28 protein-coding genes are annotated in these 24,795 nt (G+C 71.9%); 9 read left to right on the forward strand and 19 right to left on the reverse strand.

All coding sequences use genetic code 11. The annotated features are described in order from the left end of the window. Window positions 1–22: 22 nt before the first annotated feature. Window positions 23–391, forward strand: coding sequence for a hypothetical protein (locus tag P8627_RS05400; RefSeq protein WP_279966631.1), 369 nt, complete (start codon window positions 23–25; stop codon window positions 389–391). Here P8627_RS05400 and P8627_RS05405 read toward each other — a convergent pair. Then, the gene (locus tag P8627_RS05405; protein WP_279966632.1) at window positions 388–831 is read right to left on the reverse strand and encodes a nucleoside deaminase; all 444 of its coding nucleotides are present in this window, start codon (window positions 829–831) and stop codon (window positions 388–390) included. The two genes, P8627_RS05400 and P8627_RS05405, sit on opposite strands and share 4 nt — an antisense overlap. Before the next feature lie 77 nt (window positions 832–908). Between P8627_RS05405 and P8627_RS05410 the strand changes: the two genes are divergently transcribed. Next, window positions 909–2,333, forward strand: a complete 1,425-nt coding sequence (locus P8627_RS05410; protein ID WP_279966633.1) for a pseudouridine synthase — start codon at window positions 909–911, stop codon at window positions 2,331–2,333. 3 nt (window positions 2,334–2,336) lie between these two features. On the opposite strand, the gene P8627_RS05415 is transcribed toward P8627_RS05410, so the two are convergent. Together P8627_RS05415 and P8627_RS05420 are read right to left on the reverse strand one after the other, a co-directional pair. Then, on the reverse strand, window positions 2,337–2,936 hold the full coding sequence (locus P8627_RS05415) for an inner membrane-spanning protein YciB (protein WP_279966634.1): 600 nt from the start codon (window positions 2,934–2,936) through the stop codon (window positions 2,337–2,339). A 130-nt stretch (window positions 2,937–3,066) separates the two neighbouring features. Then, a complete protein-coding gene (locus P8627_RS05420; protein WP_279967406.1) occupies window positions 3,067–3,957 on the reverse strand; it encodes an EamA family transporter in 891 nt (296 codons plus the stop codon). Between the two features lie 66 nt (window positions 3,958–4,023). Between P8627_RS05420 and P8627_RS05425 the strand changes: the two genes are divergently transcribed. Next, the gene (locus P8627_RS05425) at window positions 4,024–4,527 is read left to right on the forward strand and encodes an MgtC/SapB family protein (protein WP_279966635.1); all 504 of its coding nucleotides are present in this window, start codon (window positions 4,024–4,026) and stop codon (window positions 4,525–4,527) included. Here P8627_RS05425 and P8627_RS05430 read toward each other — a convergent pair. Together P8627_RS05430 and ftsY are read right to left on the reverse strand one after the other, a co-directional pair. After that, window positions 4,524–4,982, reverse strand: a complete 459-nt coding sequence (locus P8627_RS05430; RefSeq protein ID WP_279966636.1) for a hypothetical protein — start codon at window positions 4,980–4,982, stop codon at window positions 4,524–4,526. The genes P8627_RS05425 and P8627_RS05430 overlap by 4 nt on opposite strands. Then, window positions 4,979–6,187 (reverse strand): signal recognition particle-docking protein FtsY, encoded by a 1,209-nt coding sequence (gene ftsY, locus P8627_RS05435; RefSeq protein WP_279966637.1) that lies wholly within the window; start codon window positions 6,185–6,187, stop codon window positions 4,979–4,981. The genes P8627_RS05430 and ftsY overlap by 4 nt, the downstream gene beginning before the upstream one ends. Window positions 6,188–6,277: 90 nt before the next feature. Between ftsY and P8627_RS05440 the strand changes: the two genes are divergently transcribed. Continuing rightward, window positions 6,278–7,159, forward strand: coding sequence for a lytic transglycosylase domain-containing protein (locus P8627_RS05440; protein ID WP_279966638.1), 882 nt, complete (start codon window positions 6,278–6,280; stop codon window positions 7,157–7,159). A 16-nt stretch (window positions 7,160–7,175) separates the two neighbouring features. On the opposite strand, the gene P8627_RS05445 is transcribed toward P8627_RS05440, so the two are convergent. Further along, on the reverse strand, window positions 7,176–8,879 hold the full coding sequence (locus P8627_RS05445; RefSeq protein ID WP_279966639.1) for an NAD(P)H-dependent oxidoreductase subunit E: 1,704 nt from the start codon (window positions 8,877–8,879) through the stop codon (window positions 7,176–7,178). A 128-nt stretch (window positions 8,880–9,007) separates the two neighbouring features. Then, entirely contained in the window at window positions 9,008–9,787 is a 780-nt protein-coding gene (locus tag P8627_RS05450) for a methyltransferase domain-containing protein (RefSeq protein WP_279966640.1), read from the reverse strand. Window positions 9,788–9,910: 123 nt separating this feature from the next. Between P8627_RS05450 and P8627_RS05455 the strand changes: the two genes are divergently transcribed. Next, a complete protein-coding gene (locus tag P8627_RS05455; protein WP_279966641.1) occupies window positions 9,911–10,309 on the forward strand; it encodes a hypothetical protein in 399 nt (132 codons plus the stop codon). Between the two features lie 3 nt (window positions 10,310–10,312). On the opposite strand, the gene xseA is transcribed toward P8627_RS05455, so the two are convergent. The 3 genes from xseA to P8627_RS05470 all read right to left on the reverse strand — a co-directional run bounded on the left by xseA (window position 10,313) and on the right by P8627_RS05470 (window position 12,855). Then, a complete protein-coding gene (gene xseA / locus P8627_RS05460; RefSeq protein ID WP_279966643.1) occupies window positions 10,313–11,875 on the reverse strand; it encodes an exodeoxyribonuclease VII large subunit in 1,563 nt (520 codons plus the stop codon). A gap of 79 nt (window positions 11,876–11,954) precedes the next feature. After that, window positions 11,955–12,152: a hypothetical protein gene (locus tag P8627_RS05465; RefSeq protein WP_279966644.1), complete on the reverse strand. Its 198-nt coding sequence runs from the start codon at window positions 12,150–12,152 to the stop codon at window positions 11,955–11,957. Window positions 12,153–12,204: 52 nt separating this feature from the next. Beyond that, on the reverse strand, window positions 12,205–12,855 hold the full coding sequence (locus tag P8627_RS05470; RefSeq protein ID WP_279966645.1) for a glycine-rich domain-containing protein: 651 nt from the start codon (window positions 12,853–12,855) through the stop codon (window positions 12,205–12,207). Window positions 12,856–12,924: 69 nt separating this feature from the next. Here P8627_RS05470 and purD point away from each other — a divergent pair, with 69 nt between their 5' ends. Beyond that, entirely contained in the window at window positions 12,925–14,181 is a 1,257-nt protein-coding gene (gene purD / locus P8627_RS05475; RefSeq protein ID WP_279966646.1) for a phosphoribosylamine--glycine ligase, read from the forward strand. Between the two features lie 39 nt (window positions 14,182–14,220). Here the strand turns inward: purD and P8627_RS05480 are convergent, their stop codons facing one another. The 3 genes from P8627_RS05480 to P8627_RS05490 are packed head-to-tail and all read right to left on the reverse strand — an operon-like array spanning window position 14,221 to window position 15,706. Next, on the reverse strand, window positions 14,221–14,613 hold the full coding sequence (locus P8627_RS05480) for a hypothetical protein (RefSeq protein WP_279966647.1): 393 nt from the start codon (window positions 14,611–14,613) through the stop codon (window positions 14,221–14,223). After that, a complete protein-coding gene (locus P8627_RS05485; RefSeq protein WP_279966648.1) occupies window positions 14,601–15,383 on the reverse strand; it encodes an FG-GAP repeat domain-containing protein in 783 nt (260 codons plus the stop codon). The genes P8627_RS05480 and P8627_RS05485 overlap by 13 nt, the downstream gene beginning before the upstream one ends. Continuing rightward, the gene (locus tag P8627_RS05490; protein WP_279966649.1) at window positions 15,383–15,706 is read right to left on the reverse strand and encodes a 2Fe-2S iron-sulfur cluster-binding protein; all 324 of its coding nucleotides are present in this window, start codon (window positions 15,704–15,706) and stop codon (window positions 15,383–15,385) included. Before P8627_RS05490 ends, P8627_RS05485 begins: the two co-directional genes overlap by 1 nt. A gap of 187 nt (window positions 15,707–15,893) precedes the next feature. On the opposite strand from P8627_RS05490, the gene P8627_RS05495 reads away from it, so the two are divergent. From P8627_RS05495 to P8627_RS05505, 3 genes are read left to right on the forward strand one after another with little or no spacing between them, the layout of a single operon-like run. Beyond that, complete coding sequence (locus P8627_RS05495) at window positions 15,894–16,391, forward strand: peptidoglycan-binding domain-containing protein (RefSeq protein WP_279966650.1); 498 nt, start codon at window positions 15,894–15,896, stop codon at window positions 16,389–16,391. After that, complete coding sequence (locus P8627_RS05500) at window positions 16,388–17,122, forward strand: heparan-alpha-glucosaminide N-acetyltransferase (RefSeq protein WP_279966651.1); 735 nt, start codon at window positions 16,388–16,390, stop codon at window positions 17,120–17,122. The genes P8627_RS05495 and P8627_RS05500 overlap by 4 nt, the downstream gene beginning before the upstream one ends. 54 nt (window positions 17,123–17,176) lie before the next feature. After that, window positions 17,177–17,635: a DUF2267 domain-containing protein gene (locus P8627_RS05505; RefSeq protein ID WP_279966652.1), complete on the forward strand. Its 459-nt coding sequence runs from the start codon at window positions 17,177–17,179 to the stop codon at window positions 17,633–17,635. 62 nt (window positions 17,636–17,697) lie between these two features. Here the strand turns inward: P8627_RS05505 and P8627_RS05510 are convergent, their stop codons facing one another. The 6 genes from P8627_RS05510 to P8627_RS05535 all read right to left on the reverse strand — a co-directional run bounded on the left by P8627_RS05510 (window position 17,698) and on the right by P8627_RS05535 (window position 24,654). Further along, window positions 17,698–19,101 carry a DegQ family serine endoprotease gene (locus P8627_RS05510; protein ID WP_279967407.1) on the reverse strand — a complete coding sequence of 468 codons (1,404 nt, stop codon included), beginning with the start codon at window positions 19,099–19,101 and terminating at the stop codon, window positions 17,698–17,700. Window positions 19,102–19,432: 331 nt separating this feature from the next. Then, window positions 19,433–20,479 carry a protease modulator HflC gene (gene hflC / locus P8627_RS05515; protein WP_279966653.1) on the reverse strand — a complete coding sequence of 349 codons (1,047 nt, stop codon included), beginning with the start codon at window positions 20,477–20,479 and terminating at the stop codon, window positions 19,433–19,435. Next, window positions 20,479–21,654, reverse strand: a complete 1,176-nt coding sequence (gene hflK, locus P8627_RS05520; protein ID WP_279966654.1) for an FtsH protease activity modulator HflK — start codon at window positions 21,652–21,654, stop codon at window positions 20,479–20,481. The genes hflC and hflK overlap by 1 nt, the downstream gene beginning before the upstream one ends. 69 nt (window positions 21,655–21,723) lie before the next feature. Further along, on the reverse strand, window positions 21,724–23,082 hold the full coding sequence (gene gorA, locus P8627_RS05525; RefSeq protein WP_279966656.1) for a glutathione-disulfide reductase: 1,359 nt from the start codon (window positions 23,080–23,082) through the stop codon (window positions 21,724–21,726). A gap of 109 nt (window positions 23,083–23,191) precedes the next feature. Next, window positions 23,192–23,980: a ribose-5-phosphate isomerase RpiA gene (rpiA, locus tag P8627_RS05530; protein WP_279966657.1), complete on the reverse strand. Its 789-nt coding sequence runs from the start codon at window positions 23,978–23,980 to the stop codon at window positions 23,192–23,194. A gap of 32 nt (window positions 23,981–24,012) precedes the next feature. Then, window positions 24,013–24,654 (reverse strand): thiamine diphosphokinase, encoded by a 642-nt coding sequence (locus tag P8627_RS05535; RefSeq protein WP_279966658.1) that lies wholly within the window; start codon window positions 24,652–24,654, stop codon window positions 24,013–24,015. Window positions 24,655–24,795 lie beyond the last annotated feature (141 nt).

The following is a 24,795-nucleotide window of genomic DNA, read 5'->3' on the forward strand; positions in this document are numbered from 1 at the left end:
CTCGAAGCGGAAAGGCCGCCCGATGATCCGTTTCGTGACCCTCGCCCTTATGATCGCCGCCGCCCCCGCCGGGGCGCAGTCGATCCGCGCGGGCGTGCCCGGGACCGATCTCTCGACGATCCGCCAGCTCGATATTCCCGGCGCCCCGCCGCGCCGCCCGCTGGTCGTGATCCCGAAGACCAACCGGGGCACCCCGATCCATGACGGCGAAACCGACAGCCCCTACGGCACTGGCTATGACGGGACCGGCGAGGAGGGTTCGCCCGTGGTCGAACACTACACCGGCGACACCGAACCGGTCTTTCCCGGGTTCCGCGGCGGGGCCAATACGGGCCGCTGCCCCGCGGGCCGCACAATCACGCCGGCGGGCGCTTGCCGGGTGACGAACTAGCGCCGCCCCGAGAAGAATTCGCGCAGAAGCGCTGCGCTGGCCGCGGCCTCCAGCCCCTCGTGGATCTCGGGCACGTGATGCGTCTGCGGATGCGCGAAGACCCGCGCGCCGTGGATCGTGCCGCCCGATTTCGGGTCCTCCGCACCGAAATGCAGCCGCGCCAGCCGCGCATGCGCGATGGCCTGGGCGCACATCGCGCAGGGCTCCAGCGTGACCCAGATCGCGCAGCCCTCCAGCCGCTCCTGGCCCAGCGCGGCGCAGGCCGCGCGGATGGCCAGCATCTCGGCATGGGCGGTGGGGTCGCGCAGCTCGCGCGTGCGGTTGCCGGCGGCGGCGAGGATCTGCGACCCTTGGGTGATGACGGCCCCCACCGGCACCTCGCCGCGGAGCGCGGCGGCGCGGGCCTCGCCAAGGGCCTCGGGCATGAACGAGCGGAACATGCCGGACCAACTGCCCGGCCCGGGCGCGCCGCGCAAGCCGCTTCCCATGGCCCGGGGATGGGCGTAAGGGCCGGGCCATGAGCGAGAGCGAAGGCAGGGACGGCGACCGGATCGCCAAGGTGATCGCGCGCGCGGGGCTGGCCTCGCGGCGCGACGCGGAAGGCATGGTCGCCGACCTGCGCGTCAAGGTGAACGGCCGGACCGTCTCGAACGTCGCCCATAACGTGCTGCCCGGCGACCGCGTCACCATCGACGGCAAGCCCCTGCCCCGCCCCGAAGGCGCGCGGCTGTGGCTCTATCACAAGCCCGAGGGGCTGGTGACGACCGAACGCGACGAGAAGGGGCGCCAGACGGTGTTCGACGCGCTGCCCGATGAGCTGGGCCGCGTGCTGTCGGTCGGGCGGCTGGACCTCAATTCCGAGGGACTCCTGCTCCTGACCAATGACGGCGAGCTCAAGCGCCAGCTCGAACTGCCGGCGACCGGCTGGCTGCGCCGCTACCGCGTGCGCGTCAACGGCACCCCCGACGAGGCGGTGCTGGACCGGCTGCGCGCCGGGATCGAGGTCGAGGGCGAGCAATTCGGCGCGATGCAGGTCACGCTCGACCGCCAGCAAGGGGCGAATGCCTGGCTGACCGTGGGCCTGCGCGAGGGCCGCAACCGCGAGATCCGCCGCGCGATGAGCGCCGTGGACCTGCATGTGAACCGGTTGATCCGGGTCAGCTACGGGCCGTTCCAGCTGGGCAACCTCGCCCCCGGCGCGGTCGAGGAGGTGCGGCCGCGCGTCCTCAAGGACCAGCTGGGCGGGATCTTCGCCGGCGAATTGGCCGAGGGCCGCAAGGAGCTGCCGATGGACGACGAGACACCGGCCGGCAAGGGCCAGCGCAAGGACCGCCGCGCCGGACAGGGCGGCGAGGGCGAGACCCGGGGCCGCAAGCCGCGCCCGGCGGGCGACCGCCTGGTCGATAAGGGCCACGGCAAGCCCGGCGCCGACCGGCCGCGTGCCGGCGGCAAGCCGGGCGGGCCCCGCCGCGACGCCAAGCCCGGCGCGGACCGCGCGGACCGGGCCGCGCGGCCCGACCGGCCCCGGACGGGCAAGCCGCCCGTGACCCGCAACGATGGCCCCGCGCTGGGCCGCGACGGCGAGCGCCCTGAGCGCGGCCGCGGCGGCAAGCCCGGGGGCAAGCCGTTCCGCAAGGCGGGCGACCGGCCCGACCGAGGCCCCCGCCGCGACGCGCCCGGCACCGACCGCCCGGAACGCGCGGCCTTCCGCAAGGATGGCAGCCGCCCGACCCGCGGCGGCCCGGGCTCGGGCGGCAAGCCCGGCGGCGGCGCGCGCCCGGCGCAGCCCGAGAAAGAGACGAAGGCCGAGCGCACGACGCGGCTGCGCCAGGACAGCGCGATCAGCCTGCGCAAGGGCGGCCAGCGCGGCCGCGGCATCGCCAAGCCGAAGAAGCCGGCCAGCACCAAGCGGATGAAGAAGCCCGACGCGCCCGAGGAGTGAGGCTCAGGCCTCATCCTTGCGCTCGTGTTCCTTGAATAGCCCGGCTTGGGCGATGAAGAAGCCGATCATCGCCACCGGCAGGCCGAAGGTTTTGAAATTGACCCAGGCGTCGGTGGACATCAGCCGCCAGATGCCCTCGTTCGCCACGGCGAGCGCGACGAAGAACCAGGCCATGCGGCGCGTCAGGATCAGCCAGCCCGCGTCATCGAGCGGCAGCGCTTCGGACAGCACCATCGACAAGAGGCTGCGGCCCCGCCACAGCCCCACGAACATCACGCCCGCGAAGAGCGCGTAGATCAGCGTGGGCTTCATCTTGAAGAAGCGCTCGTCGTTGAGCCAGACCGACAGCCCGCCGAACACCGTGACCAGCACCGCGGTCATCACCTGCATCACGCTCAGCTTGCCCGTCAGCGCCCAAAGCGTCGCGGTCGAGGCCAGGATCAGCGGCACGAACAGCGCCGTGACGATGATGAAGCCGCCATATTCGGTGCCGAAGACGGCGTAGCGCCCGTCCTTGAGCCAGAGATAGGCGAGGAAGAACAGAGCCACCGGGCCCAGCTCGAGCGTGGTCTTCAGCCATCCGGGAATGCTGCGTTCGGCCATCGGCTCCTCCTGCCAGTCCGCCTCAGATAGGACGTCGCGCGCCGCGGGGCCAGCCCTGCCCGGTCGTGTCTTCGCCCGAAACACCTCCGACGAGTCCGAAAGGCGCGGTCGGCGGACTCCGTCGCGCCGCTCAGCCGAACTCCACCACCGCCGCGCCCAGCGCGATCAGGCTCATCAGCGCCAGGCGGCGCGGGCCCACCGGCTCCTTCAGCCAGACCCAGCCGATCACCGCGGCGAAGACGGTCGAGGTCTCGCGCAGGATCGCCGCCTCGCCCACGCTGTCGAGCCGCGTGGCCAGCATCACGCAGCCGAAGGAGCCGAAGGCCACGAAGGCGCCGATCACCGCCAGCCGCAGGAGCGCGGGCGACGGGCGGCGCCATTTGCCCCGCGCCAGCGCGATCAGCGGAAAGTCGAACCCCGTCAAAAAGAAGAACCAGGCGAGGAAGGTGAAGGGATCGGGGGTGGCGCGGATACCGTAGGCGTCCCAGGTCGTGTAGACGGCCACCATCAGCCCGGTCGCCACCGCGAGGCCCAGCGCCGGCACCAGCGTCGCGCGGTTCAGCGTCACCTTGGCCATGTTATAGGCCGACAGCCCGAAGAGCCCTGCGAGCAGCAGCCCCACGCCGACCCATTGCACGGACGAGAAGGTCTCGCCGAAGATGGCCATCGCGCCCAGCACGGTGAAGAGCGGCGCGGTGCCGCGCACCACCGGGTAGACCACCGTATAGGCCCCCCGGTCGTAGGTCAGCGCCATCAGCACCTTGTAGGCGAAATGGATCGCCACCATCCCCGCCAGCACCCACCACAGCTCCAGCGGCGGCCAGGGCACGACGAAGAGCGCCACCGGGGCCGAGATCACGACCAGCGCCGCGTCGATCGCGGTGCGCGAGGTCCAGGGGTCGAAGCGGCCCTTCTGCATCGCGCCGAACAGCGCGTGCAGCAGCGCCGCCGACAGCGCGAGGATCATCGCCGCGCGTGTGCCCGCGGCGGTGCCCTCGACGGACAGCACCCATTCGGTCAGCATGGCGGAACCGGGACCGCGCGCGGCGCGGGACATTTCGAACGGTGAAGCGGCAGGGAGAGCCCCATGTTGCAGATCATCTGGGACGAGCTGAACGGCTCCTTCACCGTGGTCTCGCCCCTCGTGGCGGGCACGCGGCTTTCCGCGGCCCTGTTCCTGGGCGGCATCATCGGTTTCGAGCGCGAACGCAAGCGCAAGCCCGCCGGTCTGCGCACCCATATGCTGGTCGCGATGGCGGCCTGCCTTTTCATCGTCGTGGGCCAGCAACTGGGCGAGGTGGGATTCGGCTCCGATGTCGAGAAGCGCGTGGACCCGCTGCGCCTGATCGAGGCGGTGACGCAGGGCGTGGCCTTCCTGGCGGCGGGGATCATCTTCACCGCGCGCGGTCGGGTGCGGCACGTGACCACCGGCGCGTCGATGTGGCTGGCCGGCGCGGTCGGGCTGGGCTGCGGCGCGGGGCAGGTGCCGCTGGCGGCGATGGCGACGCTGATCGTCGTCGCGGTGCTGGTCATCATCCGCGCGATCGAGCGGCGGATGGGCTGGCACGACGGCGAGGACGAGCCCACCTAGCGCAGCAGCGGGTCCAGCGTCCTGGGCGACAGCGCCAGCAGCGTCGACAGCATCACCGGCGCATGGGCTTCGCCCACGTAGATCAACGCGTCGCGGGCGGGCACGCGGGCGTGAAACAGGTGGCCCAACCCGCGCAGGATCCGCTCCTCCAGACCGATCCAGCGATATTCCGGCCTCACGCAGAGCAGCTCGACCAGCCCGACGGGATGGGACGGATCCCAGCCGACGGGGACCAGCGTCTCTCGGGCGGGCGCGTTGCGCTTCAGCTCCAGCACCACGCCCTGCCCGACCAGCATGTCCCGGTCCCGCGCCCAGAGCGCGGCCACGCCGCGGAACCCGTCGGGCGCGGCGTCCTTGCCGGGATGGGCGGCGGCGCGCAGGAGCGCGTCGCGGGCCGCGTCGCTGGGCGGGACCTGGCTGAGATGGATGCCGTCGGCGCCGCTGTCGGGGGTCACGTGTCGAGGCCCACCAGCGCGGCGGCGAATTCCTCGGGGTCGAAGGCGGCGAGGTCGTCGATCTGCTCGCCCACCCCGATGGCGTGGATGGGCAGGCCGAAGCGGTCGGCCAGCGCCACCAGCACCCCGCCCCGCGCCGTGCCGTCGAGCTTGGTCATCACCAGCCCCGAGACGTCGGCGAGCTTCTGGAAGATCTCGACCTGGCTCAGCGCGTTCTGTCCGGTGGTGGCGTCCAGCACCAAGAGCGTGTTGTGCGGCGCGGAGGGGTCCTTCTTGCGGATCACCCGGACGATCTTCGACAGCTCCTCCATCAGATCGGCGCGGTTCTGCAGCCGCCCGGCGGTGTCGATCATCAGAAGGTCCGCCCCCTCGGCCTCGGCCCGGCCCATCGCGTCGAAGGCGAGGCTCGCGGGGTCCGAGCCCTCGGGGGCGGTCATCACCGGCACGCCCGCGCGGTCGCCCCAGACCTGCAATTGCTCCACGGCGGCGGCGCGGAACGTGTCGCCGGCGGCGATCACCACGGTCTTGCCCGCCGCCTTGAACTGGCTGGCGAGCTTGCCGATCGTCGTGGTCTTGCCCGAGCCGTTGACGCCCACGACCAGCACCACCTGCGGGCGCTTGGGCATCAGCGGCATGGGGCGGGCCACCGGCTCCATGATGCGCGCGATCTCGGCGGCGAGCAGGCCCTTGATCTCGGGCACCGAGAGGCGGCGGCCCATCCGGCCCTCGGCCAGGTTCGCGGTGACGCGCAGCGCGGTGTCGACCCCCATATCCGAGGCGATCAGCAGCTCCTCGAGCTGCTCAAGCATCTCGTCGTCGAGCACGCGGCGCGGTGCGGCGGCGGGGACCGCGCGGCCCAGCAGACGGCCGAGCAGGCCGGGCGTCTCGGTCCGGGTCTCGGGTTCGGGTTCAGGTTCGGGCGCGGCGGGGGCCGCCGGGGCGGGCGCGGCGCGTTCGGGCTCCGGCGCGGTCTCGGGCCGGGCGGGCGGCACGGGCGCGGCCGGGCTGTCGAGCGGCGGGACGCGGGGCACGGGCGTGGCCGGGGCCTCCGGTGCGCGCGCAGTCGCGGGGGCGGGCTGGGGCGCGGGCTCCGGCGCGGGCGGGGCCTCCGCCTCGGCGCCCTCCTCCACGATGGCGTCCAGCCCGTCCTCCAGTTTCGAGGACGAACGGGTCAGACGATCCTTGAGCTTGCGGAAGAACGACATGGGCCACCTCTCTGGGCCCTCCACCTATTGCGTCGCGGGGCCCGAATAAAGGGCGGTTGACTCGTGCGCCGCGGGGCCGACCCTAGGGGGATGCTGCGCCTCGTGCTGATCCTGATCCTGCTGGCCGCGCCGCTGCGCGCCGACCCGCCCCCGGCGATCCATTGCTCCGAGGGGCGCGACGGCCCGCGCCACTGCATCCGCGCCGACCGCTTCGCCGCCGATCTCTGCCGCCAAATCGAGGCCGAGGCCAAGCGCAACCGCCTGCCGCCCGCCTTCCTCGCGCGGCTGCTCTGGCAGGAAAGCCGCTTCGATCCGCGCGCCGTCAGCCCCAAGCGCGCCATGGGGATCGCGCAGTTCATCGCCTCGACCGCGCGGCTGCGGGGGCTCGAAAACCCGTTCAACCCGGCCGAGGCGATCGAGAAATCCGCCGACTACCTGGGCGAGATGACGCGCCGCTACGGCAATGTCGGGCTCGCCGCCATCGGCTACAATGGCGGCGAGCGGCGGGTGGAGGGCTTCATCCGCGGCACCGGCGGGCTGGCGCGCGAGACCATCGACTACGTCGCCATCATCACCGGCCACCGCGCCGAGGATTGGCGCGACGCCCCGCCCCAGACGCCCGATTTCGCGCTGAACGGCCGGGCGGAATTCCAGCCCGCCTGCCGCGCCATGGCCGCCAACCGCCGGGTCACGCCGATGACCCCGCCGCCGCCCCGCATCTCGCCCTGGGGCGTGCAGGTGGCCTGGGGCCGCTCGGACGGCGCGGCCCGCGCCGCCCATGACCGCCTGCGCCGCTCCTGCCGCAGCATCGTCCCCGAGCGGCGCGTTGAGCTGGTCCCGGTCGCCGGGCGCGGCCCGGGGCGGCCCGACATCGTCGCCGTGCGCCTGGGCGCGGGGACGCAGCTCGCCGCGGCCGAGATCTGCCGCCGCGTGGCGAATGCCGGCTGTCCCTGCCGGGTCTTCCGGAACTGACGGGGGCGCCGTCGCGCTAGCCGCCGCCGATCTCCTCGGGGAAATGCTTCATCACCAGCCGGATCGGGTTCGGCGCGGCCTGGCCCAGCCCGCAGATCGAGGCGTCGACCATGGCCTGGCTCACCTCCTCCAGCAGCCCGGTATCCCAGGCGGGCGCCTGCATCAGCTTGACCGCCTTCTCGCAGCCGACCCGGCAGGGCGTGCACTGCCCGCAGCTCTCGCTCTCGAAGAAGCGCAGCATGTTGAGCGCCGCGTCCCGCGCGCTGTCGCGATCCGACAGGACCACCACCGCGGCCGAGCCGATGAAGCTGCCATGCGGCTGCAGCGTGCCGAAATCGAGCGGGACGTCGTCGAGCGACGCGGGCAGCAGCCCCGAGGACGGCCCGCCCGGCTGGTAGGCCTTGAAGGCATGCCCCTCGGCCATGCCGCCGGCCGCCGCGATGATGTCGGTGATGGTCGAGCCACAGTGCAAAAGGTAGATCCCCGGCGCCGCCACCCGGCCCGAGACCGAATAGCTGCGCAGGCCGGTGCGCCCGTTGCGCTCATGCGCCGACAGCACCTCGGGGCCCTCGCGCACGACCCGCGCGACCCAATGCAGCGTCTCGACATTGTGGACCAGCGTCGGCCGCCCCCAGAGCCCGACCTGCGCGACATAGGGCGGGCGGTGGCGCGGCAGACCGCGCTTGCCCTCGATCGACTCGATCATCGCGCTCTCTTCGCCGCAGATATAGGCGCCCGCGCCGCGGCGCAGCTCCAGGAAGCCGGGCGCGGCGATCCCCGCCGCCTCCAGCGCGGCGATCTCGGTGGCGAGGATCTCCAGAACCGCCGGATACTCGTCGCGCATGTAGATGTAGACCCGCTCCGCCTCGACCGCCCAGGCGGCGATCAGCGTGCCTTCGAGGAACAGGTGCGGCACCCGTTCGAGGTAATGGCGGTCCTTGAAGGTGCCCGGCTCGCCCTCGTCGCCATTGACGGCCATCAGCCGCGGGCCCGGATTGGCGCGCACGAAGCCCCACTTCTTTCCCGACGGGAAGCCCGCGCCGCCCAGCCCCCGCAGACCGCTCGCCGCGACCGCCTCCTGCACCGCTTCCCAGTCGCCGCCCGCGCGCAGCTCGGCCAGCCGGGCGTAGCCGCCGCCGGCGCGATAGGCTTCGAGGGTTTCGTAGGCCGGAATCTCGGCGTGGAAATCGCCCGCTTCGATCGTGGCGGCCACCGCCTCGGGCGTGGCACGGTCGACGTGGCGATGCCCGATCTCCAGCGTGGGCGCGGTGTCGCAGCGGCCCATGCAGGGCGCGCGCAGAACGCGGACGCGCGCCGGGTCGTGCCCGGCCTCCAGCGCGTCGATCAGCGCCTCCGACCCCGACAGTTCGCAGGACAGCGAGTCGCAGACCCGGATCGTCAGCGCGGGCGGCGGCGCCTCGTCCTCGCGGCGGGGGTCGAAATGCGCATAGAAGGTCGCCACCTCCCAGATCTCGGCCATCGACAGGCGCATCTCCTCGGCCAGCGCGCGCAGATGCGGGGCCGAGAGGTAGCCATGCGCATCTTGGATCAGGTGCAGATGCTCGATCAGCAGGTCGCGGCGGCGCGGCCGGTCGCCCAGCAGGCGCTGCACCTCGGCCAGGGCCGCGTCGTCATATTGCCGGCCCTTGGGCGTGGTCCGGCCCTTGCCGCGGCCGGATTTCCAGATGCCCTTCGGCCCGTCCTTGCCGTAATCCAGCATGATCGTCCCTCCGTCGGACCTGCCCTAGCCGCGCCCGGCGGGCGGCGATGGCCCATGCGCGACTTGTGACGGCCCGTTCGCGGACAGTGGGATAGCCCGCGGGCGATCGCAAGCCGGGCGGGGCGCGCTCAGCCCGGCTTGGTGGCGCGTGTGACGAATTGCGTCAGCGAGAAGAAGAACCGCCCCGCGCGGGCCAGCGCCTCCTGCTCGGCGGCCCAGGCGCGCGCCTCCGCTTCCTCGACCAGGCCCTCGTTGACGGCGAAGGGCACGATCAGCCGGATCATGATCTGCGCCAGACCGTCGGGCCGCAGGACGGGGTCGCAGATCGTCACCGGCGTCACGTCGCGCGGCACGAAGCCGGCCCGCGCCATTTCGCCGGGCAGCCGCGCGGGCGCGTCGCGTAGCGCCAGATGCGCGTCCCAGGCGCGCAGCATCCGGGCCATGCGCCCGGGCGCGTCGGTGGCCCAGATCAGGCTGTCGAAATGGATGTCCGACACCACGAGCCGCCCGCCGGGCCGCAGCGCGCGGAACGCCTCGGCCAGCGCCGGGGCCAGGTCGGGCAGGTATTCGAAGACCTGCATCGCGACCGCCCCGTCGGCGGCGCCGTCCTCCAGCGGGATCGCGTCGGCCAGCCCGTGGCGCAGCACGGCCGCCGGCACGTCGCGGCAGCGCGCGACGGCGACCGCGCGCATGTCCGCGCTGGGATCGAGGCCGATCACCTGCCCCGCCGGCCCCACCGCCCGGGCCAGCTCGGCGGTGAGCAGCCCGTTGCCGCAGCCGATATCCACGAGCGTCTCGCCCGGCCGCGGATCCAGCGCGTCGAAGGAGGCGCGGCGGCGGCGCACCACGTCCGCGCCCATGTAGCCGATCTCCAGCTGTCGGGCCGTCTCGGCGTCGAAGGCCAGCATCGCAAGCTCCCGTGGGTTCGGAGGAACCATAGCACATCCGGCCTCCAACCGCCGCGGCGCGCGCCCCGGGGGGCTGGACGCCGCCGCCCCGGCGCGCGACGCTGGCGACGAAGGAGACCCCACATGCGCCTGACTGCCTTGCTGATCCTCGCCACCGCGACCCCCGCCCTCGCCGAGCGCGCCGTCTCGGCCGCGGAATTCGCCGAGATGGTGACCGGCCGGACGCTCTATTTCGACCGCTTCGGCCAGGCCTTCGGGGCCGAGCAGTATTTCGAGGACAGCCGCGTGATCTGGGCCTTCGAGAGCGGCCAGTGCCAGCGCGGCATCTGGTTCGAGAACGCGGCGGGCCAGATCTGCTTCGTCTACGAAAGCGAAGCCGTGCCGCAATGCTGGCAGTTCTTGCAGATGCCCGACGGCGCCTTCCACGCCCGCAGCGTCGGCGCCGACCCGGCCGAGGACCTGGTGACGCGCGATGTCAGCCGCGATCCGCTGGATTGCCCGCTGCCCGATCTGGGCGTCTGAGGGTCAGAACAGGCTGCCCTGGTCCTTGGGCGGCGGCTTGGGCTTCGCACGGACCTTCGGGGCGGGGCTGCCATCGGTGACGGCGGCGACGCGTCCGTCGCGGAACTGGATCTCGATCCGGCCCGCGGCGCGCGCGGCCTCGGCCTCCGACAGGATCGCGTCGCCCGCGCGGATGACCGCGAAGCCGCGCTCCAGCGTGCGCTCGTAGCCCAGCGACTGGCGCAGCCGCTCCAGCGCGGCCAGCCGTGCGGTCCGATCCGCCTGGGCGCCGCGCGCGGCGCGGGCGAGCCGGCCGAGAAGCGCCGACAGCCGGTCGCGATCCTGCGCGGCCCGGCGGCCCAGCGCGGCGGGTCGCAGCCGCGCCGCCAGCGGGTCCAGCCGCTCGCGCGCGCGCGCTATCCGGCGCGGCAGCGCCGCGTCGAGCCGGCCCGAGAGCTGGTCCAACCGCCGCCGCTCGCCCGCGATGCGCGCCGACAGAAGGCGCGGCGTGATCCGCCCGTCCAGCCGCGAGAAGGCGACCCGCGCCCCGCCCGCCCGGGCGCGCAGCGCCGCCGGCAGGCGGCCCGACAAGCTATCCAGACGCTGGCGCGGCCCCGCCAGCAGCGCATCGGGCCGCGGCAGCCCGCGCGACAGGTCGGCCAGCCGCTGCCGCCGCGCCGCGACCTGGGCGCGCGCCGCGCGGGTCTGGCGCGCGCCCAGCTGCGCGACATGCGCCAGCAGGTCCAGCCGCACCGGCACCGCCATCTCGGCCGCCGCGGTGGGCGTGGGCGCGCGCCGGTCGGCGGCATGGTCGATCAGCGTCGTGTCCGTCTCGTGGCCCACGGCCGAGATCAGCGGGATGTCGCTATCGGCGGCGGCGCGAACGACGATTTCCTCGTTGAAGCCCCACAGATCCTCGATCGAGCCGCCGCCGCGCGCCACGATCAGCAGGTCGGGCCGCGGGATCTGACCACCGGGCGCCAGCGCGTTGAAGCCGCGGATTGCGTTGGCGACCTCGGGCGCGCAGGCGCGGCCCTGCACGGCGACCGGCCAGACCAGAACGTGGCGTGGGAAGCGGTCGGCCAGCCGGTGCAGTATGTCGCGGATCACCGCGCCCTGCGGGCTGGTCACCACGCCGATCACCTCCGGCAGGAAGGGAAGCTTGCGCTTGCGCGCGGCCTCGAACAGCCCCTCGGCGGCCAGCGCCGCGCGGCGCTTCTCCAGCATGGCCATCAGCGCGCCCGCGCCCGCCACCTCCATCGCGTCGACATTGAGGTTGTATTTCGACTGCGCCCCGAAGGCCGACAGGCGCCCGGTGACGACGACTTCCATCCCCTCCTCGGGCGCGACCGAGAGCTGCGCGACCTGCCCCTTCCAGGTGGTGCAGGCCAGCACGTTCCGGTCGTCCTTGATGTCGTAATAGAGATGCCCCGAGCGGGCCCGGAAGATGCGCCCGATCTCGCCCTTCACGCGGATCCGCCCGAAGGCGTCCTCCAGCGCGCGCTTCACCGCGCCCGAGATCTCGGAGACGGTGTACTCGCCCTCGTTGCGCCCGCGCGGGCTCGCATCGTCGATCAGGTCGTCCATGCGCCCCGTCTAGCGTGCGGCGGATGCGGGGGCCAGATGCGGGGGCCGCCTCGCACCGCCCGCCCCGGCGCCGCGTCGCTCAGGCGCAGTCGGGACAGCAGGTCTGGCAGCCCTTCACGCTGTCGAACTCGTCCTTGGCGCGGCCGATGGCGGTCTCGCATTTCGCCGCGTCGCCCAGCGCCTTGCGGCCGTCCTCGTTGGGCAGGAATTGGCAATCCTCGCGGTGGACGACATGGTCGCCGCGGTCGTTGGCCTCGGTCTTGACGTAGTATTTCATCTCGGTCTCCTTCGCCGCCTCCCAACCGGGAGGCGCGCCGGAGGTTCCCGCCTCAGTCGCCGCAGCCGCCGCCGCAATCGCCGCAATCGCCGCCCTCGCTATCCGCCCAGATATCGAACTCGTAACCGACTTCGAACCCGGCGCGGTCAAGGATCGGACGGGACACCGCGGCCAGCGCCATGACCCCGATCGCGAAGCTCACCACGATCAACTCGCGAGGCGCGTCGCCCAGAAGCACGATGGACATCCAGGCGGAGACGAACAGGGCCACGAAGACCAGCGGGACGATCTCGCCGATGAGGCTGCGGCGCTTCCACATGCCCTTGGGCGGCGGCGCCCCGAACTCGGCCTCGTAGCGCGCGCGCGTGGCGGCGAAATCGGCGCGGTGGCCGTCGGGCGCGCCCGGTTCGTGATGGATGGCGCGGCCCTTCAGGGCGAGGGGCACGAGGCCCTGCCAATAATCGCGCGTATGGCTCAGGTGCAGATGCCACACGGCATCCACCGCCTGCGTGGGCACGCAGCGCCCCTGGTCCAGCGCGCAGAGATAGAGAAACCGGCGGTAATCCATGATCGCGCGCTCCGCCGTCAGGCCCGAGATGCCGTGCTCGGCGCGAAGCTGGTCTTTGAAGGACCGGCCAGCGCTGTCATCCGGCAGGGGATAGGCCTCGATGCGGGCCCAGAGGGCCGGGTCGGTCAGCGGCATGGTGCGCTCCGCTTGCGTGGTTGTCGGGCGCATCCTAGACGGCCCGTGCGGCAGAAATGTGGGGGCACCATGAACATCCTGATCCTCGGCTCCGGCGGGCGGGAGCACGCGCTGGCCTGGGCGGTGCTGCAGAACCCCAAATGCGACCGGCTGGTGGTGGCGCCCGGGAATGCCGGCATCGCCGAGATCGCGGAATGCGCGGCGCTCGACATCCTCGACGGCGGGGCGCTGGCCGAATGGGCCTGCGAGGAGAGCATCGACCTCGTCATCATCGGCCCCGAGGCGCCGCTGGTGGCGGGCGTGGCCGACGTACTGGCGGAGGCGGGGCTCGCCGTGCTCGGCCCCTCGGCCGCGGCGGCGCGGCTCGAGGGCTCGAAGGCCTTCACCAAGGAGATCTGCGCGGCCGTCGGCGCGCCCACCGCGCGCTACGCCCGTTTCGACGCGCTGGACGCCGCGCGCGCCCATGTCGCCCGCCACCCGCTGCCCGTGGTCGTGAAGGCCGACGGGCTGGCCGCCGGCAAGGGCGTGACCGTGGCCGAGACCCGCGCGGCGGCCGAGGCGGCGCTCGCGGATATCTTCGACGGCGCCCATGGCCGGGCCGAGGTCGTGATCGAGGAGTTCCTGCCCGGCGAGGAGGCGAGCTTCTTCTGCCTCGTCGACGGCGAGACCGTCCTGCCCATCGGCACCGCGCAGGACCACAAGCGCGTGGGCGAGGGCGACACCGGCCCGAATACCGGCGGCATGGGCGCCTATTCGCCCGCCCCGGTGATGACCCCCGAGGTCGAGGCCCGCGCCCTGGAGCAGATCGTGCGCCCCACCATGGCCGAGATGGTTCGCCGCGGGACGCCGTTCCGCGGCGTGCTCTTCGTGGGGCTGATGATCGCGGACGGCGCGCCCAGCCTCGTAGAATACAACACCCGCTTCGGCGACCCGGAATGCCAATGCCTGATGATGCGGCTGGGCGGGCAGGCGCTGGACCTGATGCAGGCCTGTGCCGAGGGCCGGCTGGCGGAGGCGCGCGTCAACTGGGCCGACGATCACGCGATGTGCGTGGTGATGGCCGCCCGTGGCTATCCCGGCGCCTATGCCAAGGGCGCGGTCATCGGCGGGCTCGACGCGCTGCCGCAGGACAGCCGCCGCATGGCCTTCCATGCCGGCACGGCGCGCGAGGCGGGCCGCTACGTCGCCGCGGGCGGCCGCGTGCTGGGCCTGTGCGCGCGCGGCGGCTCGCTGCGGGAGGCGCGGGACGCGGCCTACGATCTGGTCGAGGCGATCGACTGGCCGGAGGGGTTCTGCCGCCGCGATATCGGCTGGCGCGCGCTCTGAGCGGACACGGCCCGAACCCGACGCGGCACCATCCGTCGCTCAGGACAGGGGCTCGCCGTCGCAGCCGACATAGCTGTCGTCGATCCGCGAGATCCGCTGCACCTCGCCCGAGCTCAGCGAACGGACATGAGTCTCCCCGTCGCGAAAGGGCAGCCAGCAATGGCTGACCCCCGGGTCGTCATCATAGGTGAAACAGACCTGCGGCCCGCGCAGCATAATCGTGCCATAGGCGCAGCTGCCGTCGGCATGGGCCCAGACGGTGCGCGCGCGATCGAGGAACCGCTCGATCCCCACCAAGTCGCCCCCGTCGCGCATCACGAAGGTGGCGGTGCGGCCCTCCAGCGCGTCGAGGAAGGCCGCGGGGCTCATCGGCTCCTGCGCCGCGGCGGGCGCGGCGAGGCCTGCGAGCGCGGCGAGGATCAGCCACCGCATCGCAGCGCCGCCCCGTCCCGCCAGGGCCCGATGTCGCGGGGGGCAATGGCCCGCCCGTCGAAGCGCAGCGCGAGGGTCCGCGTCCAGTCGGCCGAGGCCAGCACGATCTCGGGCCCCGTGCCGCAATCCAGAAGACCGCCGCGGATCACCGGCTCGCCGATGCGGTGATTGGTGACGCCGTCGAAGCGGGCCAGCTCGGTCAGCGCGCCGTCCGCGAAGCGCCAGATGCGCAGCACGCGGGCCAGATGCGGGCGGTCGACATAGGCGATCTCGACCGCGCCGTCGCCGTCCAGATCGGCGATGGCGGCGGGGGCCAGCCAGCGGTGGCGGCGCCCGATCGGCGGCGTGGCCGCGATCAGCGCCAGCCCGTCGCCCCGCGCGGCGTAGATTGCGAGCTGCGCGCCCTCGGTCAGCGAGGATCGGACGGCGATCACCTCGGGCCGATGGTCGCCGTCGAGATCGTGGAGCCGCGGCGCGATATCCTCGAACACGTGGCCCGGTCCGGCCGCGAGGCGGCGGACGGCGCAGGGCACGGTGTCGGGATAGAGGATGGCGGCCAGCGTCGCGGCATCCGCGACCTCGCCCATGATGCCGTGGCCCAGGATCGCGGTCGGGTCCTCGTACCAGGCGGCGCTGGCCCCGGTCGCGTCGAGCGTGTGGCTGCCCGGCAAGGCGGCATCCATCGCCGCGGGCAGGCAGGCGGCGGCCGGGGCCGCCGCGAAGACGGTCAGGGTGGCACAGAGGGCGGCAGCGGCGGCCGCCCGGCGCATCAGATCTGCTTCTCCGGCATCTGCACGACGAGCCCGTCCAGATCGTCGGTCACCTTCAGCTGGCAGGTCAGGCGCGACCGGACGGGATCGGGCTCGTAGGCGAAATCGAGCATGTCCTCCTCCATCGCGTCCTTGGCGGGCAGCTTCTCGACCCAGCCCTCGGCCACGTAGACATGGCAGGTCGAACAAGCGCAGGCGCCACCGCAATCGGCCTCGATGCCGGGGATGCCATTGTCGCGCGCGCCCTCCATCACGGTCATGCCGTTCGACACGTCGACGACATGCTCTTTCCCGCCATGTTCGATATAGGTGATCTTCGCCATTTCGGCTCCTCTTGCTCGGTCGGCCCTGACCTAGCGGCGCGGTGGCGCAGGCGCAACATTCCCCCGGCGGATCGGGACCGATCGGGGCCGCCGGGCCCTGTGCCATTGGGCCGCAGGCGGTGATGGGCTAGGGTCCCGGCGATGGAAGCGGCGGCACGAAAGACCGCCGCCTGACCACCCGAGGCGCATGATCAGACCCCTCCCCCTCGTCCTGCTGCTGGCCGCCGCCTGCGCGCCCGCGCCGCCCGTGCCGGTGGCGCGCGGCCTGGGCCCGCCCGACGCGCGGCCCGGCGCCTGCTATGCGCGCGGCCTGACGCCCGCGGTGATCGAGACGGTGACCGAGCAGGTGCAGGAAGCCCCCGAGCGGCGCGACGCCGCGGGCCGGGTCGTCGCGCCCGCGCGCTTCGTCACCCAGACCTCGACCCGCATCCTCCGCGCCCGCGGCGAGAACTGGTTCGAGACGCCCTGCGCCCTGCGGGCCGGATCGGCGGATTTCATCGCCCAGGTGCAGCGCGCCCTGGCCGCGCGCGCGCTCTATGGCGGCGCGATCACCGGCGTCTACGACGCGGCCACGCGGCGGGCGGTGCGCGCCTATCAGACGCCGCGCGGGCTCGACAGCGGCACGCTGTCGCTGGAGGCGGCCAAATCGCTGGGGCTGGTGGCGCTGGGGCGCGACGGGGTGTGAGTTTCGTTCCGGCGGCAAGCGGCGCACGGCTCATCGCGGTCGACTGGCTGCGGGGTTTCGCGCTGGCGCATATGGTGGCGTTCCACTTCCTCTACGATTTGCGGCTCTACGGCCTCGCCCCGGACTGGATGCGCTACGGCGCGCCGTTTCAGGCCTGGGCCGCCAGCATCGCCGGCAGCTTCATCTTCCTCGCGGGGCTATCGCTCTGGCTGGCGCATGGCCGGGGCTTCCGCGCCCGCGGCTATCTCAGGCGGCTGGGGATGCTCGTTCTCGCGGCACTGGCGGTCAGCGTCGCGACGCGGATCGCGGTGCCGGGGGCCTGGGTGCGCTTCGGCATCCTGCATTCCATCGCGCTGTCGAGCCTTCTGGGCCTCGCCTTCCTGCGCGCGCCGGCCTGGGCGACGGCGGCGGCGGGACTGGCGGTGCTCTTCGCGCTCCCGGCGCTGCGCGACCCGGCCTTCGACGGCCTGTGGTGGCTCTGGTCGGGGCTGGGCACCGCACGGCCGCCGATGATCGATTACGAACCCATGGTGCCCTGGTTCGGGCCGTTCCTTTTGGGACTGGCCTTCGGGCAGGCCGGCGGCGCGGCGCTGCTCCGCTGGGGACCCGCGGCGCCCGGCCGGCTGGCCGCGGCGCTGGCCTGGCCGGGGCGGCACGCGCTGACGGTGTACCTGCTGCACCAGCCGATCCTGATCGGCGCGATCCTGGGCTGGTCCCGCCTCACGGGCTGAGCCGACGGGGCGGGCGTCTGGACAGAAAGGCCCCGCGGCGCGAAGCTCCGGGCTATGCCGATGCCATGGACCTATCGCCATGCCAGCCGCGAATTCGCGGCCTTTCTCGACGACGCGAAGGACGGCATGGGGCTCGTCTCGGACAACATGGCCTATACCGCCATCGACGGCGTCTTCCGCGCCTTCCGCCGGCGGCTCACGGCCGCGCAGGGGCTGGCCTTCGCCACGGTCCTGCCGGCGGTGCCGCGCGCGATCTTCGTGGCCGGCTGGGTCCCCGAAGATCCGCCGCCGCCCTTCCCTGACCGCGCCGCGCTCACCCGCGAAGCGCAGGCCCTGCGGCGGCATCACAACCTGACGCCCGACAATGCGATCGCGGCCACGGCGCGGGCCCTGCGCCGATCCGTGGACCAGGCCGCGCTGGACCGCGTCCTCGCGGAGCTGCCCGCGGGGGCGGCGGAGTTCTGGCGGGTCGAGGGCGCGGACCCGACCGATCTGGCGCGCCGGATTATCTGACACCGCCGCCACGAAAAAGGGGCGCCCGAAGGCGCCCCGAGGTCCCGGATCGGTTTGCCCGATCACTCGGTTTCCGCATCCTCCAGCGACAGGGCGACGAAACGCGCATCGCCCGCGCGTCGGATCAGCAGCAGGAAGGATTTCTGCCCGGCTTCCCGGGCTTCCTCCACCCGCTCGGTGAGCTCGGTGATCGTCGAGACGCGGACCTGGCCCGCCTCCTCGATCAGATCGCCCGCCCGCAGGCCCTTCTCGTAGGCCGAGCTGTCGGGGTCGATATCCGACACCACCAGGCCCGAAGCGTCCGCGTCCAGACCCAGCTGCTCGCGCAGCTCGTCGGTCAGGGTGGAGACGGTCATGCCCAGCAGTTCCTGCTCGGAGGGCTCGTCGCCTTCACCATCCATCGAGGCGGGAACGGCGCGCTCGGCATCCTCGCGGCGGCCCAGCGTCACCCGAAGGGTCTGCGTCTCGCCGTCGCGGAAGACGGTCACGCGGACGGCCTCGCCCACCGGGGCGTTGCCGACGGTGCGGACCAGTTCGCGCGTGTCCTCGATCTCGATGCCGTCGAAGGACAGGATCACGTCGCGCGGCTCGATCCCCGCCTCCTTGGCGGGTCCCTCCGGCACGTCGGTGATCAGCGCGCCACGGGCGGTCTCGAGCCCCAGCGCCTCGGCCAGTTCCGGATCGACGTCCTGGATGCGGACGCCCAGCCAGCCGCGGCGGGTCTCGCCGTATTCGCGAAGCTGGCCCACGACCTGCGTGACCACGTTCGAGGACATCGCGAAGCCGATGCCGATCGAGCCGCCGGTGGGCGACAGGATCGCGGTGTTCACGCCGATCACCTCGCCATCCATGTTGAACAGCGGACCGCCCGAATTGCCGCGATTGATGGCAGCGTCGGTCTGGATGTAATCGTCATAGGCCCCGGAAAGCTCGCGCTCGCGCGCCGAGACGATGCCCGCCGAGACCGAGAAGCCCTGGCCCAGCGGGTTGCCCATGGCCATGACCCAGTCGCCGGTGCGCATCACGTCCGAATCGCCGAAGGGCACGAAGGGCAGCGGCTCCTCGGGCTCGACCTTCAGAAGGGCGATGTCGGTATTGGGATCGGTGCCCACGACCTCGGCCGGAAGCTCCCCGCCCGAGTAGAACTCGATCAGGATCTCGTCGGCATTCTCGATGACGTGGTTGTTGGTGACGATATAGCCGTCCTCGGAGATCACGAAGCCGGATCCCAGCGCCGAGCCGCGGCGGCGCGGACGCTCCTGCGGGGCGCCGTCGGGGCTGTTGCGGCGGCGGAATTCCTCGAAGAAATCCTCCAGCGGATTGCCGCGGTTCGGACCGGCCGAGGCGGTGGCCACGCTGGTGTTGGTGGTGATGTTGACCACCGAATCGGCGACCTGGTCGACCAGGTCGGCGAAGGTGTCGGGCCGCTGCTGGGCGGCGGCGCCCAGCGCCGTGGCCAGCGTCATCGCAAGGCCCAGCACCAGCGCCGTCAGCGTCCCGGTGAGACCGGATGCCCGCTGCGGATGAGTGTCTGTAAACAAGTCGTTCCCTCCTGAGATACCTGCCGCGCCCGTTTGGCGGGCGGTGTGCGTGGCATATCCGCATCAGTCCGTCGAAGATCAACGCGTCGGCCTTCACATGGGTGTGACGACCGTTCCGCGCGTAAGGCTAGGCCCGATTCCCCGGCGCGCCAAGGGCGGTCGGGGACCGCCGCGCCCCGCGGCGGAAATGCGACGGGGCCGCCCCGGCGAAAGGGCGGCCCCGCCTGTCCGATGCCCGGTCCGTGGACCGGTGGCGTCAGTTGCCCGAGCCGGGCGCGACGGCCACAGTGTCGTCCGTTGCCGGCGCCGCGGGATCGTCGGTCTCGGCCTCGACGGCCTCGTCATCGGTGATCGCCTCGGGCGTGATGTCGGGCGCGGTGCCCTCGGTCACATTCCCCAGCGCCTCGCCTGCGGACGGGACCCGCTCGGGGGCGGGGCCGCCGCGATCGGACTTCAGGTAGTCGAAGAACTCCGAATCGGGCGACAGCACCATCGTCGAGTTGCTGCCCTGAAGCGCGCGCGTATAGGCCGTGAGCGAACGGTAGAACTCGAAGAATTCCGGGTCCGCGCTGAAGGCCTCGGCGAAGATGTTGTTGCGGCGGGCATCGGCCTCGCCTCGCGTGATCTCCGCCTCGCGCTGCGCTTCCGAGGTCAGCTCGACCACCGTCCGGTCGGCCTGGGCGCGGATCCGCTGCGCGGCTTCCTCGCCCCGGGCGATCTCGTCGGCGGCCTCGCGTTCACGCTCGGCCCGCATCCGCGCGAAGGTCGCGTCGAGGTTCTGCGGCGGCAGGTCGGTGCGCTTGAGGCGCACGTCGATGATCGCGAGGCCCAGGTTCTCGGCCCGCGACCGGGCGCCGGCCGCGATCCGCAGCATCAGGGTGGCGCGGTCCTCGGACAGGATCTCGTTGGAGGAGACCGAACCCAGCACCTCGCGCATCTGCGAGCGCAGGATGTCGTCGAGACGCTGCTCGGCGGCGATGATGCCGCCGCCGCTGACGGCTTCGCGGAAGCGCAGCACGTCGGCGATGCGGTAGCGCGCGAAGGCGTCGACCACCAGGCGGCGGTCATCGGCGGGCGTGACTTCGATCGGGTCGATGTCGCGCGACAGGATGCGGTCGTCGTAATAGGCGACGTCCTGAATCAGGGGCAGCTTGAAGGCGAGGCCCGGATCCTCCTTGACCGACACGACGCGGCCGAACTGCAGCACCAGCGCCTTCTGGCGCTCGTCCACCACGAAGATGGACGAGAAGACGCCGACCAGCACGATGGCCACGATGGGCAAAAGGAAAGCGGATCGTTTCATCAGTTGGTTCCCCCCTGCGTGGCGCGGCCGCCCCGCAGTTCGTTGAGCGGAAGATACGGGACGATACCCTGGCCCCCGGCGCCGCCGGTGACGGCGCTGTCGACGATGATCTTGTCGACGTCGCCCAGCACCTGCTCCATCGTCTCCAGATAGAGCCGCTTGCGCGTGACATCGGGCGCGTTGGCATATTCGCCCAGAACCGCGGTGAAGCGGCTGGCCTCACCCTCGGCTTCGTTCACGACCTGGGCACGGTAGGCCTCGGCCTCCTCCAGAAGCTGGGCCGCCTCACCACGCGCGCCGGCGAGGACGCGGTTGGCATAGGCGTCGGCTTCCGATTGCAGACGGTCGCGCTGCTGCTCGGCGGCCTGCACCTCGCGGAAGGCGTCGATCACCTGCTGCGGCGGGTCGGCGCGGTCGAAGTTCACGCGCAGGATGCTCACGCCGGATTCGTAGCTGTCGAGCGTCGACTGGATCAGCTCGCGCAGGCGCTCGGCGATGATCCCGCGGTCACGGTTGAGGATCGGGGCCAGCTGCGACTGGGCCACGATCTCGCGCATCGCCGATTCGGCCACGGCGCGGATCGTCGATTCCGGGTCGCGGATGTTGAAGATGAAGGCGGCCGGGTCGGCCACGTTCCAGACGACCTGGAAGTCGATATCGACCACGTTCTCGTCGCCGGTCAGCATCAGGCCCTGCTCGTCGCGGCTGCCGCGATTGACGCCGATTGCGACCGTGCGTTCCGCGGTGACCGGGATCACCTCGGCGGTGACGACGGGCCAGGGCGCGAAGTTCAGGCCGGGCTGGCCCACCTCGCCGGTGAAATCGCCGAAGAACAGCTCGACCGAGCGCTCGTCCGGACGCACCGTGTAGAACGAGGAGAAGAGCCACAAGCCCAGCGCGACGAGGGCTGCGATGCCCACGGTGACGCGGTTGAACTCGAACCCGTTGCCGCCGCCGCCGCCGCCCGGGCCGCGATTGCCGCCGCCCCGACCGCCCATCAGGACGCGGAGCTGGTCCTGCCCCTTCTTCATCAGCTGGTCGATCTCGGGGATGTTGCCGCCCCCTTGTCCACCACGCTCCGGGGGCCGGCGCCCGCCGTTCGGCCGGTCGCCGCCGCCGCGGTCATCGCCGCCTGAACTTCCTCCGCCCCCCCAGGGGCCGCCAGATCCTGCCATCAGGATTCCCTCTCTTTCGAAATCTTCGGTGTGCGTTGGTATTCCAGATTGGCCCTCGCGACCCGCATATCAAGCGAGCTCGCGGACCGGTTCCTTGAGCGTGACCAGTTCCTCGGCCATTGTCGGGTGCACAGCGCATGTACGGTCGAAGTCATCCTTTGTCGCGCCCATCTTCAAGGCGACTGCGACGAATTGGATCATCTCGCCCGCGCCCGGCCCCACGATGTGGACCCCCAGCACCTTGTTGGTTTCCTTCGAGACCAGCATCTTGAACAGCACCCGCTCGTCCTCGCCGGCGAAGGCCTGGCGCATCGGGCGGAAGGCCGTGGCGTAGACCAGCGTCGGTTCCTGCTCCTCGGCCTCCTCCTCGGTCAGGCCCACCGTGCCCATCTCGGGCTGCGTGAAGGTGGCCGTCGCGATCAGGTCGTAATCCATCGCCGTCTTCTCGCCGCCGAACACCGTGCGGTGAAAGGCCACGCCCTCGCGGATCGCGACGGGCGTCAGTTCGGCCTTCCCGATCACGTCGCCGATGGCGAAGATCGAGGGCACCGAGCTCTGGCCGTATTCATCGACCACGATCGCCCCCTGCCGGTTGAGCTCGACCCCGATCTCCTCCAGCCCCAGGCCCCGCGTGTTGGGCTTGCGGCCCGTCGCCCAGAGCAGGCAGTCGAACGTGTCCTCGTGCCCGTTCGAGCCCTTCACCCAGATCTTGCCGTCACGCGCTTCCATGGCGGTCGGGGCGCAGCCGGTGTGAATCTTGATGCCGCGGGCCTGCATGCAATCCGCGACATGGCCGCGCGCCTCGTCGTCGAAGCCGCGCAGGATCTGCGCCTTGCGGATGAACATCGTGACGTCGACGCCCAGCCCGTTCATCACCCCGGCGAATTCGCAGCCGATATAGCCGCCGCCCACGATCAGCATCTTCTCGGGCAGCTTGTCCAGGTCGAAGATATCGTCCGAGACGATGCCCAGCTCGGCATTCTCGATCGGCGGCGTGACCGGGTGGCCGCCCGCGGCGATCAGGATGTGCTTGGCGGTCTTCGTGCTGCCGTCGGCCAGCTCGACCGTATGCGCGTCCTTCAGCACGGCGCGGGTCTTGAGGATCTCGACCCCCGCGGCCTCCGCATTCTTCTCGTAGAGCCCCTCCAGCCGCGACAGCTCCGCGTGCATGTGGTCGCGGAACCGCTCCCAGTGGAAGCCGCCGCTTTCCACGTCCCAGCCGAAATTGCGCGCCATCTGGAAATCGGGGGTGAACTCGCTGGCGAAGACCATCAGCTTCTTGGGCACGCAGCCGCGGATCACGCAGGTGCCGCCCATCCGGCTCTCCTCGGCCAGCGCGACCTTGTGCCCGTCCTGCGCCGTCAGCCGGGCCGCCCGCACCCCGCCGGAGCCGCCGCCGATGACGAAAAGGTCGTAGTCGAATGTCATGGATCGTCCTTTCCGGCCCGCGGGCCGCTTGGTCTTCTCGCTCCCGCCGCGGTCGCCGGATGCGGCGCGGGGGCGCCGGGCGCAACGCGGCAGGACGGCGCGGGTTTCGTCAGTCCGCGATATCCACGAACAGGTTGTCGTCCTCGCGGATGTCGACCGTCTCGTGGGTGACGGTGCCGGTGTTGATGTCGCGCACCTCGACCGTGCCGTCGGACGCGCCCACCACGACCACGTCGCAGATGTCGAGGAACAGGCCGTTCTCGACCACGCCGGGGATCTGGTTGAGCACCAGCGACAGCTGGCGCGGGTTGCCGATGCGGCGCAGGTGCAGATCGAGGATCAGATTGCCCTCGTCGGTGCGGAAGGGCGCATCGCGGTTGAGCCGCAGCGTGACCGAGCGCCCCGCCACATCCATGCCGATCAGGCTCTCCTCGATCAGCGCCTTGGTGGTCTGCCAGCCGAAGGGGATCACCTCGACCGGCAGGGGGAAGGCGCCCAGGTGATCGACCTGCTTCGAGGCGTCCGTGATCACCACCATCATGTCCGACGCGGTGGCCACGATCTTTTCCTGCAGAAGCGCCCCGCCGCCGCCCTTGACCAGGCTCAGGTCGGTGTCGAACTCGTCCGCGCCGTCGATGGTCAGGTCCAGCCATTTGGCGTCTTCCAGCGTCGCCACCGGCACGCCGCATTGCCGCGCCAGCTCGGCGGTGCGCGACGAGGTCGGCACGCCGGTCACCTTCAGCCCGTCCTGGCGCACCATCTCGCCCAGCGCGCGCACCATCCAGGCGGCGGTCGATCCGGTGCCCAGCCCGATCCGCATCCCGTCCTGCACGTAATCGAGCGCGCGACGGGCCGAGACGTATTTCGCCATGTCGATCGGGTTGGGTCGGGCGGCCATCCAGGGGTCCTCTCGCAAGGGGTCGTGGGGGCTTATAGCGGTGGCGGCGCGGCGCGGCGAGGGGCGATTTCCAGCGCCTCCAGCAGCACCGCCAGGGCGTCCAGCGGCACCGTCAGGACCCAGGGCCCGCCCTCGAGCGCCAGCCGCACCGGGCCTGTCACCTGGTTCGAGGTGCCGACGCGGCCCGCCGGGTCGAAGGCGATTCCGTCGAGCGGCCAGCGCAGCCCCTCCGACCGCCCCCGCCCCGCCCCCATCGGCCAGAGCGACAGCCGCGTGCCGGGCGCGGGCGCCAGCGCCATCCGGTCGGGCGCCACGCAGATCGCCTCCGCATCGCTGAGCAGAAGGATCGGCTCGCGTCGGCGGCCCATCTCGGACAGGCAGGCGAGGAAATGGTCGGCCCGCGCGCCAACGAAGCCCACGCCGAGGGTGAAATCGGCCGATCCGGTGCGCAGCGCCTTGGCGAAATCGGTGCTGTCCTGCTCGGCGATGGGCTCCAGCCGGTCGGCGAAGGCCGCGCGCGCCGCCTCCGAGATCGAGTCCATGTCGCCCACGACCCGTTCGGGCCAGAGCCCGGCCCGCAGGATCGCGTCCGCACCGCTGTCGACAGCCACCAGCCGGGGGGCGTATGTTAAGGCCGTCTCAAGAACCCGCGTGCTAGCCGGCGCCCCACCCACCAGTGTCTGGCCGGCGAAGCGGGTGCGGATTGCGTCTGAATTTGGCAAAAATCCGCCCTCGAATTCGTCAAAAGGTCCCGGGACGGGCACGATTTGACTGGAATCATCCTGTTTTGTGCATGGTGTAGTGAAACAGGTTTC

The sequence above is a fragment of the Jannaschia sp. GRR-S6-38 genome, assembly GCF_029853695.1.
Taxonomy (GTDB): Bacteria; Pseudomonadota; Alphaproteobacteria; order Rhodobacterales; family Rhodobacteraceae; genus Jannaschia; species Jannaschia ovalis.

Bases quoted from the DNA above. Each gene is read 5' to 3' on its own strand.
- hflK (WP_279966654.1), bottom strand. From the start codon at position 21,654: ATGGCAGGATCTGGCGGCCCCTGGGGGGGCGGAGGAAGTTCAGGCGGC.
- P8627_RS05455 (WP_279966641.1), top strand. From the start codon at position 9,911: ATGCGCCTGACTGCCTTGCTGATCCTCGCCACCGCGACCCCCGCCCTC.
- P8627_RS05410 (WP_279966633.1), top strand. From the start codon at position 909: ATGAGCGAGAGCGAAGGCAGGGACGGCGACCGGATCGCCAAGGTGATC.
- gorA (WP_279966656.1), bottom strand. From the start codon at position 23,082: ATGACATTCGACTACGACCTTTTCGTCATCGGCGGCGGCTCCGGCGGG.
- P8627_RS05445 (WP_279966639.1), bottom strand. From the start codon at position 8,879: ATGCTGGATTACGGCAAGGACGGGCCGAAGGGCATCTGGAAATCCGGC.
- rpiA (WP_279966657.1), bottom strand. From the start codon at position 23,980: ATGGCCGCCCGACCCAACCCGATCGACATGGCGAAATACGTCTCGGCC.
- hflC (WP_279966653.1), bottom strand. From the start codon at position 20,479: ATGAAACGATCCGCTTTCCTTTTGCCCATCGTGGCCATCGTGCTGGTC.
- P8627_RS05405 (WP_279966632.1), bottom strand. From the start codon at position 831: ATGTTCCGCTCGTTCATGCCCGAGGCCCTTGGCGAGGCCCGCGCCGCC.
- P8627_RS05480 (WP_279966647.1), bottom strand. From the start codon at position 14,613: ATGCGGTGGCTGATCCTCGCCGCGCTCGCAGGCCTCGCCGCGCCCGCC.
- P8627_RS05505 (WP_279966652.1), top strand. From the start codon at position 17,177: ATGCCGATGCCATGGACCTATCGCCATGCCAGCCGCGAATTCGCGGCC.
- P8627_RS05425 (WP_279966635.1), top strand. From the start codon at position 4,024: ATGTTGCAGATCATCTGGGACGAGCTGAACGGCTCCTTCACCGTGGTC.
- P8627_RS05495 (WP_279966650.1), top strand. From the start codon at position 15,894: ATGATCAGACCCCTCCCCCTCGTCCTGCTGCTGGCCGCCGCCTGCGCG.
- P8627_RS05490 (WP_279966649.1), bottom strand. From the start codon at position 15,706: ATGGCGAAGATCACCTATATCGAACATGGCGGGAAAGAGCATGTCGTC.
- P8627_RS05510 (WP_279967407.1), bottom strand. From the start codon at position 19,101: ATGACGCTGGCCACGGCGCTGGGCGCCGCCGCCCAGCAGCGGCCCGAC.
- P8627_RS05440 (WP_279966638.1), top strand. From the start codon at position 6,278: ATGCTGCGCCTCGTGCTGATCCTGATCCTGCTGGCCGCGCCGCTGCGC.
- purD (WP_279966646.1), top strand. From the start codon at position 12,925: ATGAACATCCTGATCCTCGGCTCCGGCGGGCGGGAGCACGCGCTGGCC.
- P8627_RS05400 (WP_279966631.1), top strand. From the start codon at position 23: ATGATCCGTTTCGTGACCCTCGCCCTTATGATCGCCGCCGCCCCCGCC.
- P8627_RS05485 (WP_279966648.1), bottom strand. From the start codon at position 15,383: ATGCGCCGGGCGGCCGCCGCTGCCGCCCTCTGTGCCACCCTGACCGTC.
- P8627_RS05465 (WP_279966644.1), bottom strand. From the start codon at position 12,152: ATGAAATACTACGTCAAGACCGAGGCCAACGACCGCGGCGACCATGTC.
- P8627_RS05450 (WP_279966640.1), bottom strand. From the start codon at position 9,787: ATGCTGGCCTTCGACGCCGAGACGGCCCGACAGCTGGAGATCGGCTAC.
- xseA (WP_279966643.1), bottom strand. From the start codon at position 11,875: ATGGACGACCTGATCGACGATGCGAGCCCGCGCGGGCGCAACGAGGGC.
- ftsY (WP_279966637.1), bottom strand. From the start codon at position 6,187: ATGTCGTTCTTCCGCAAGCTCAAGGATCGTCTGACCCGTTCGTCCTCG.
- P8627_RS05415 (WP_279966634.1), bottom strand. From the start codon at position 2,936: ATGGCCGAACGCAGCATTCCCGGATGGCTGAAGACCACGCTCGAGCTG.
- P8627_RS05470 (WP_279966645.1), bottom strand. From the start codon at position 12,855: ATGCCGCTGACCGACCCGGCCCTCTGGGCCCGCATCGAGGCCTATCCC.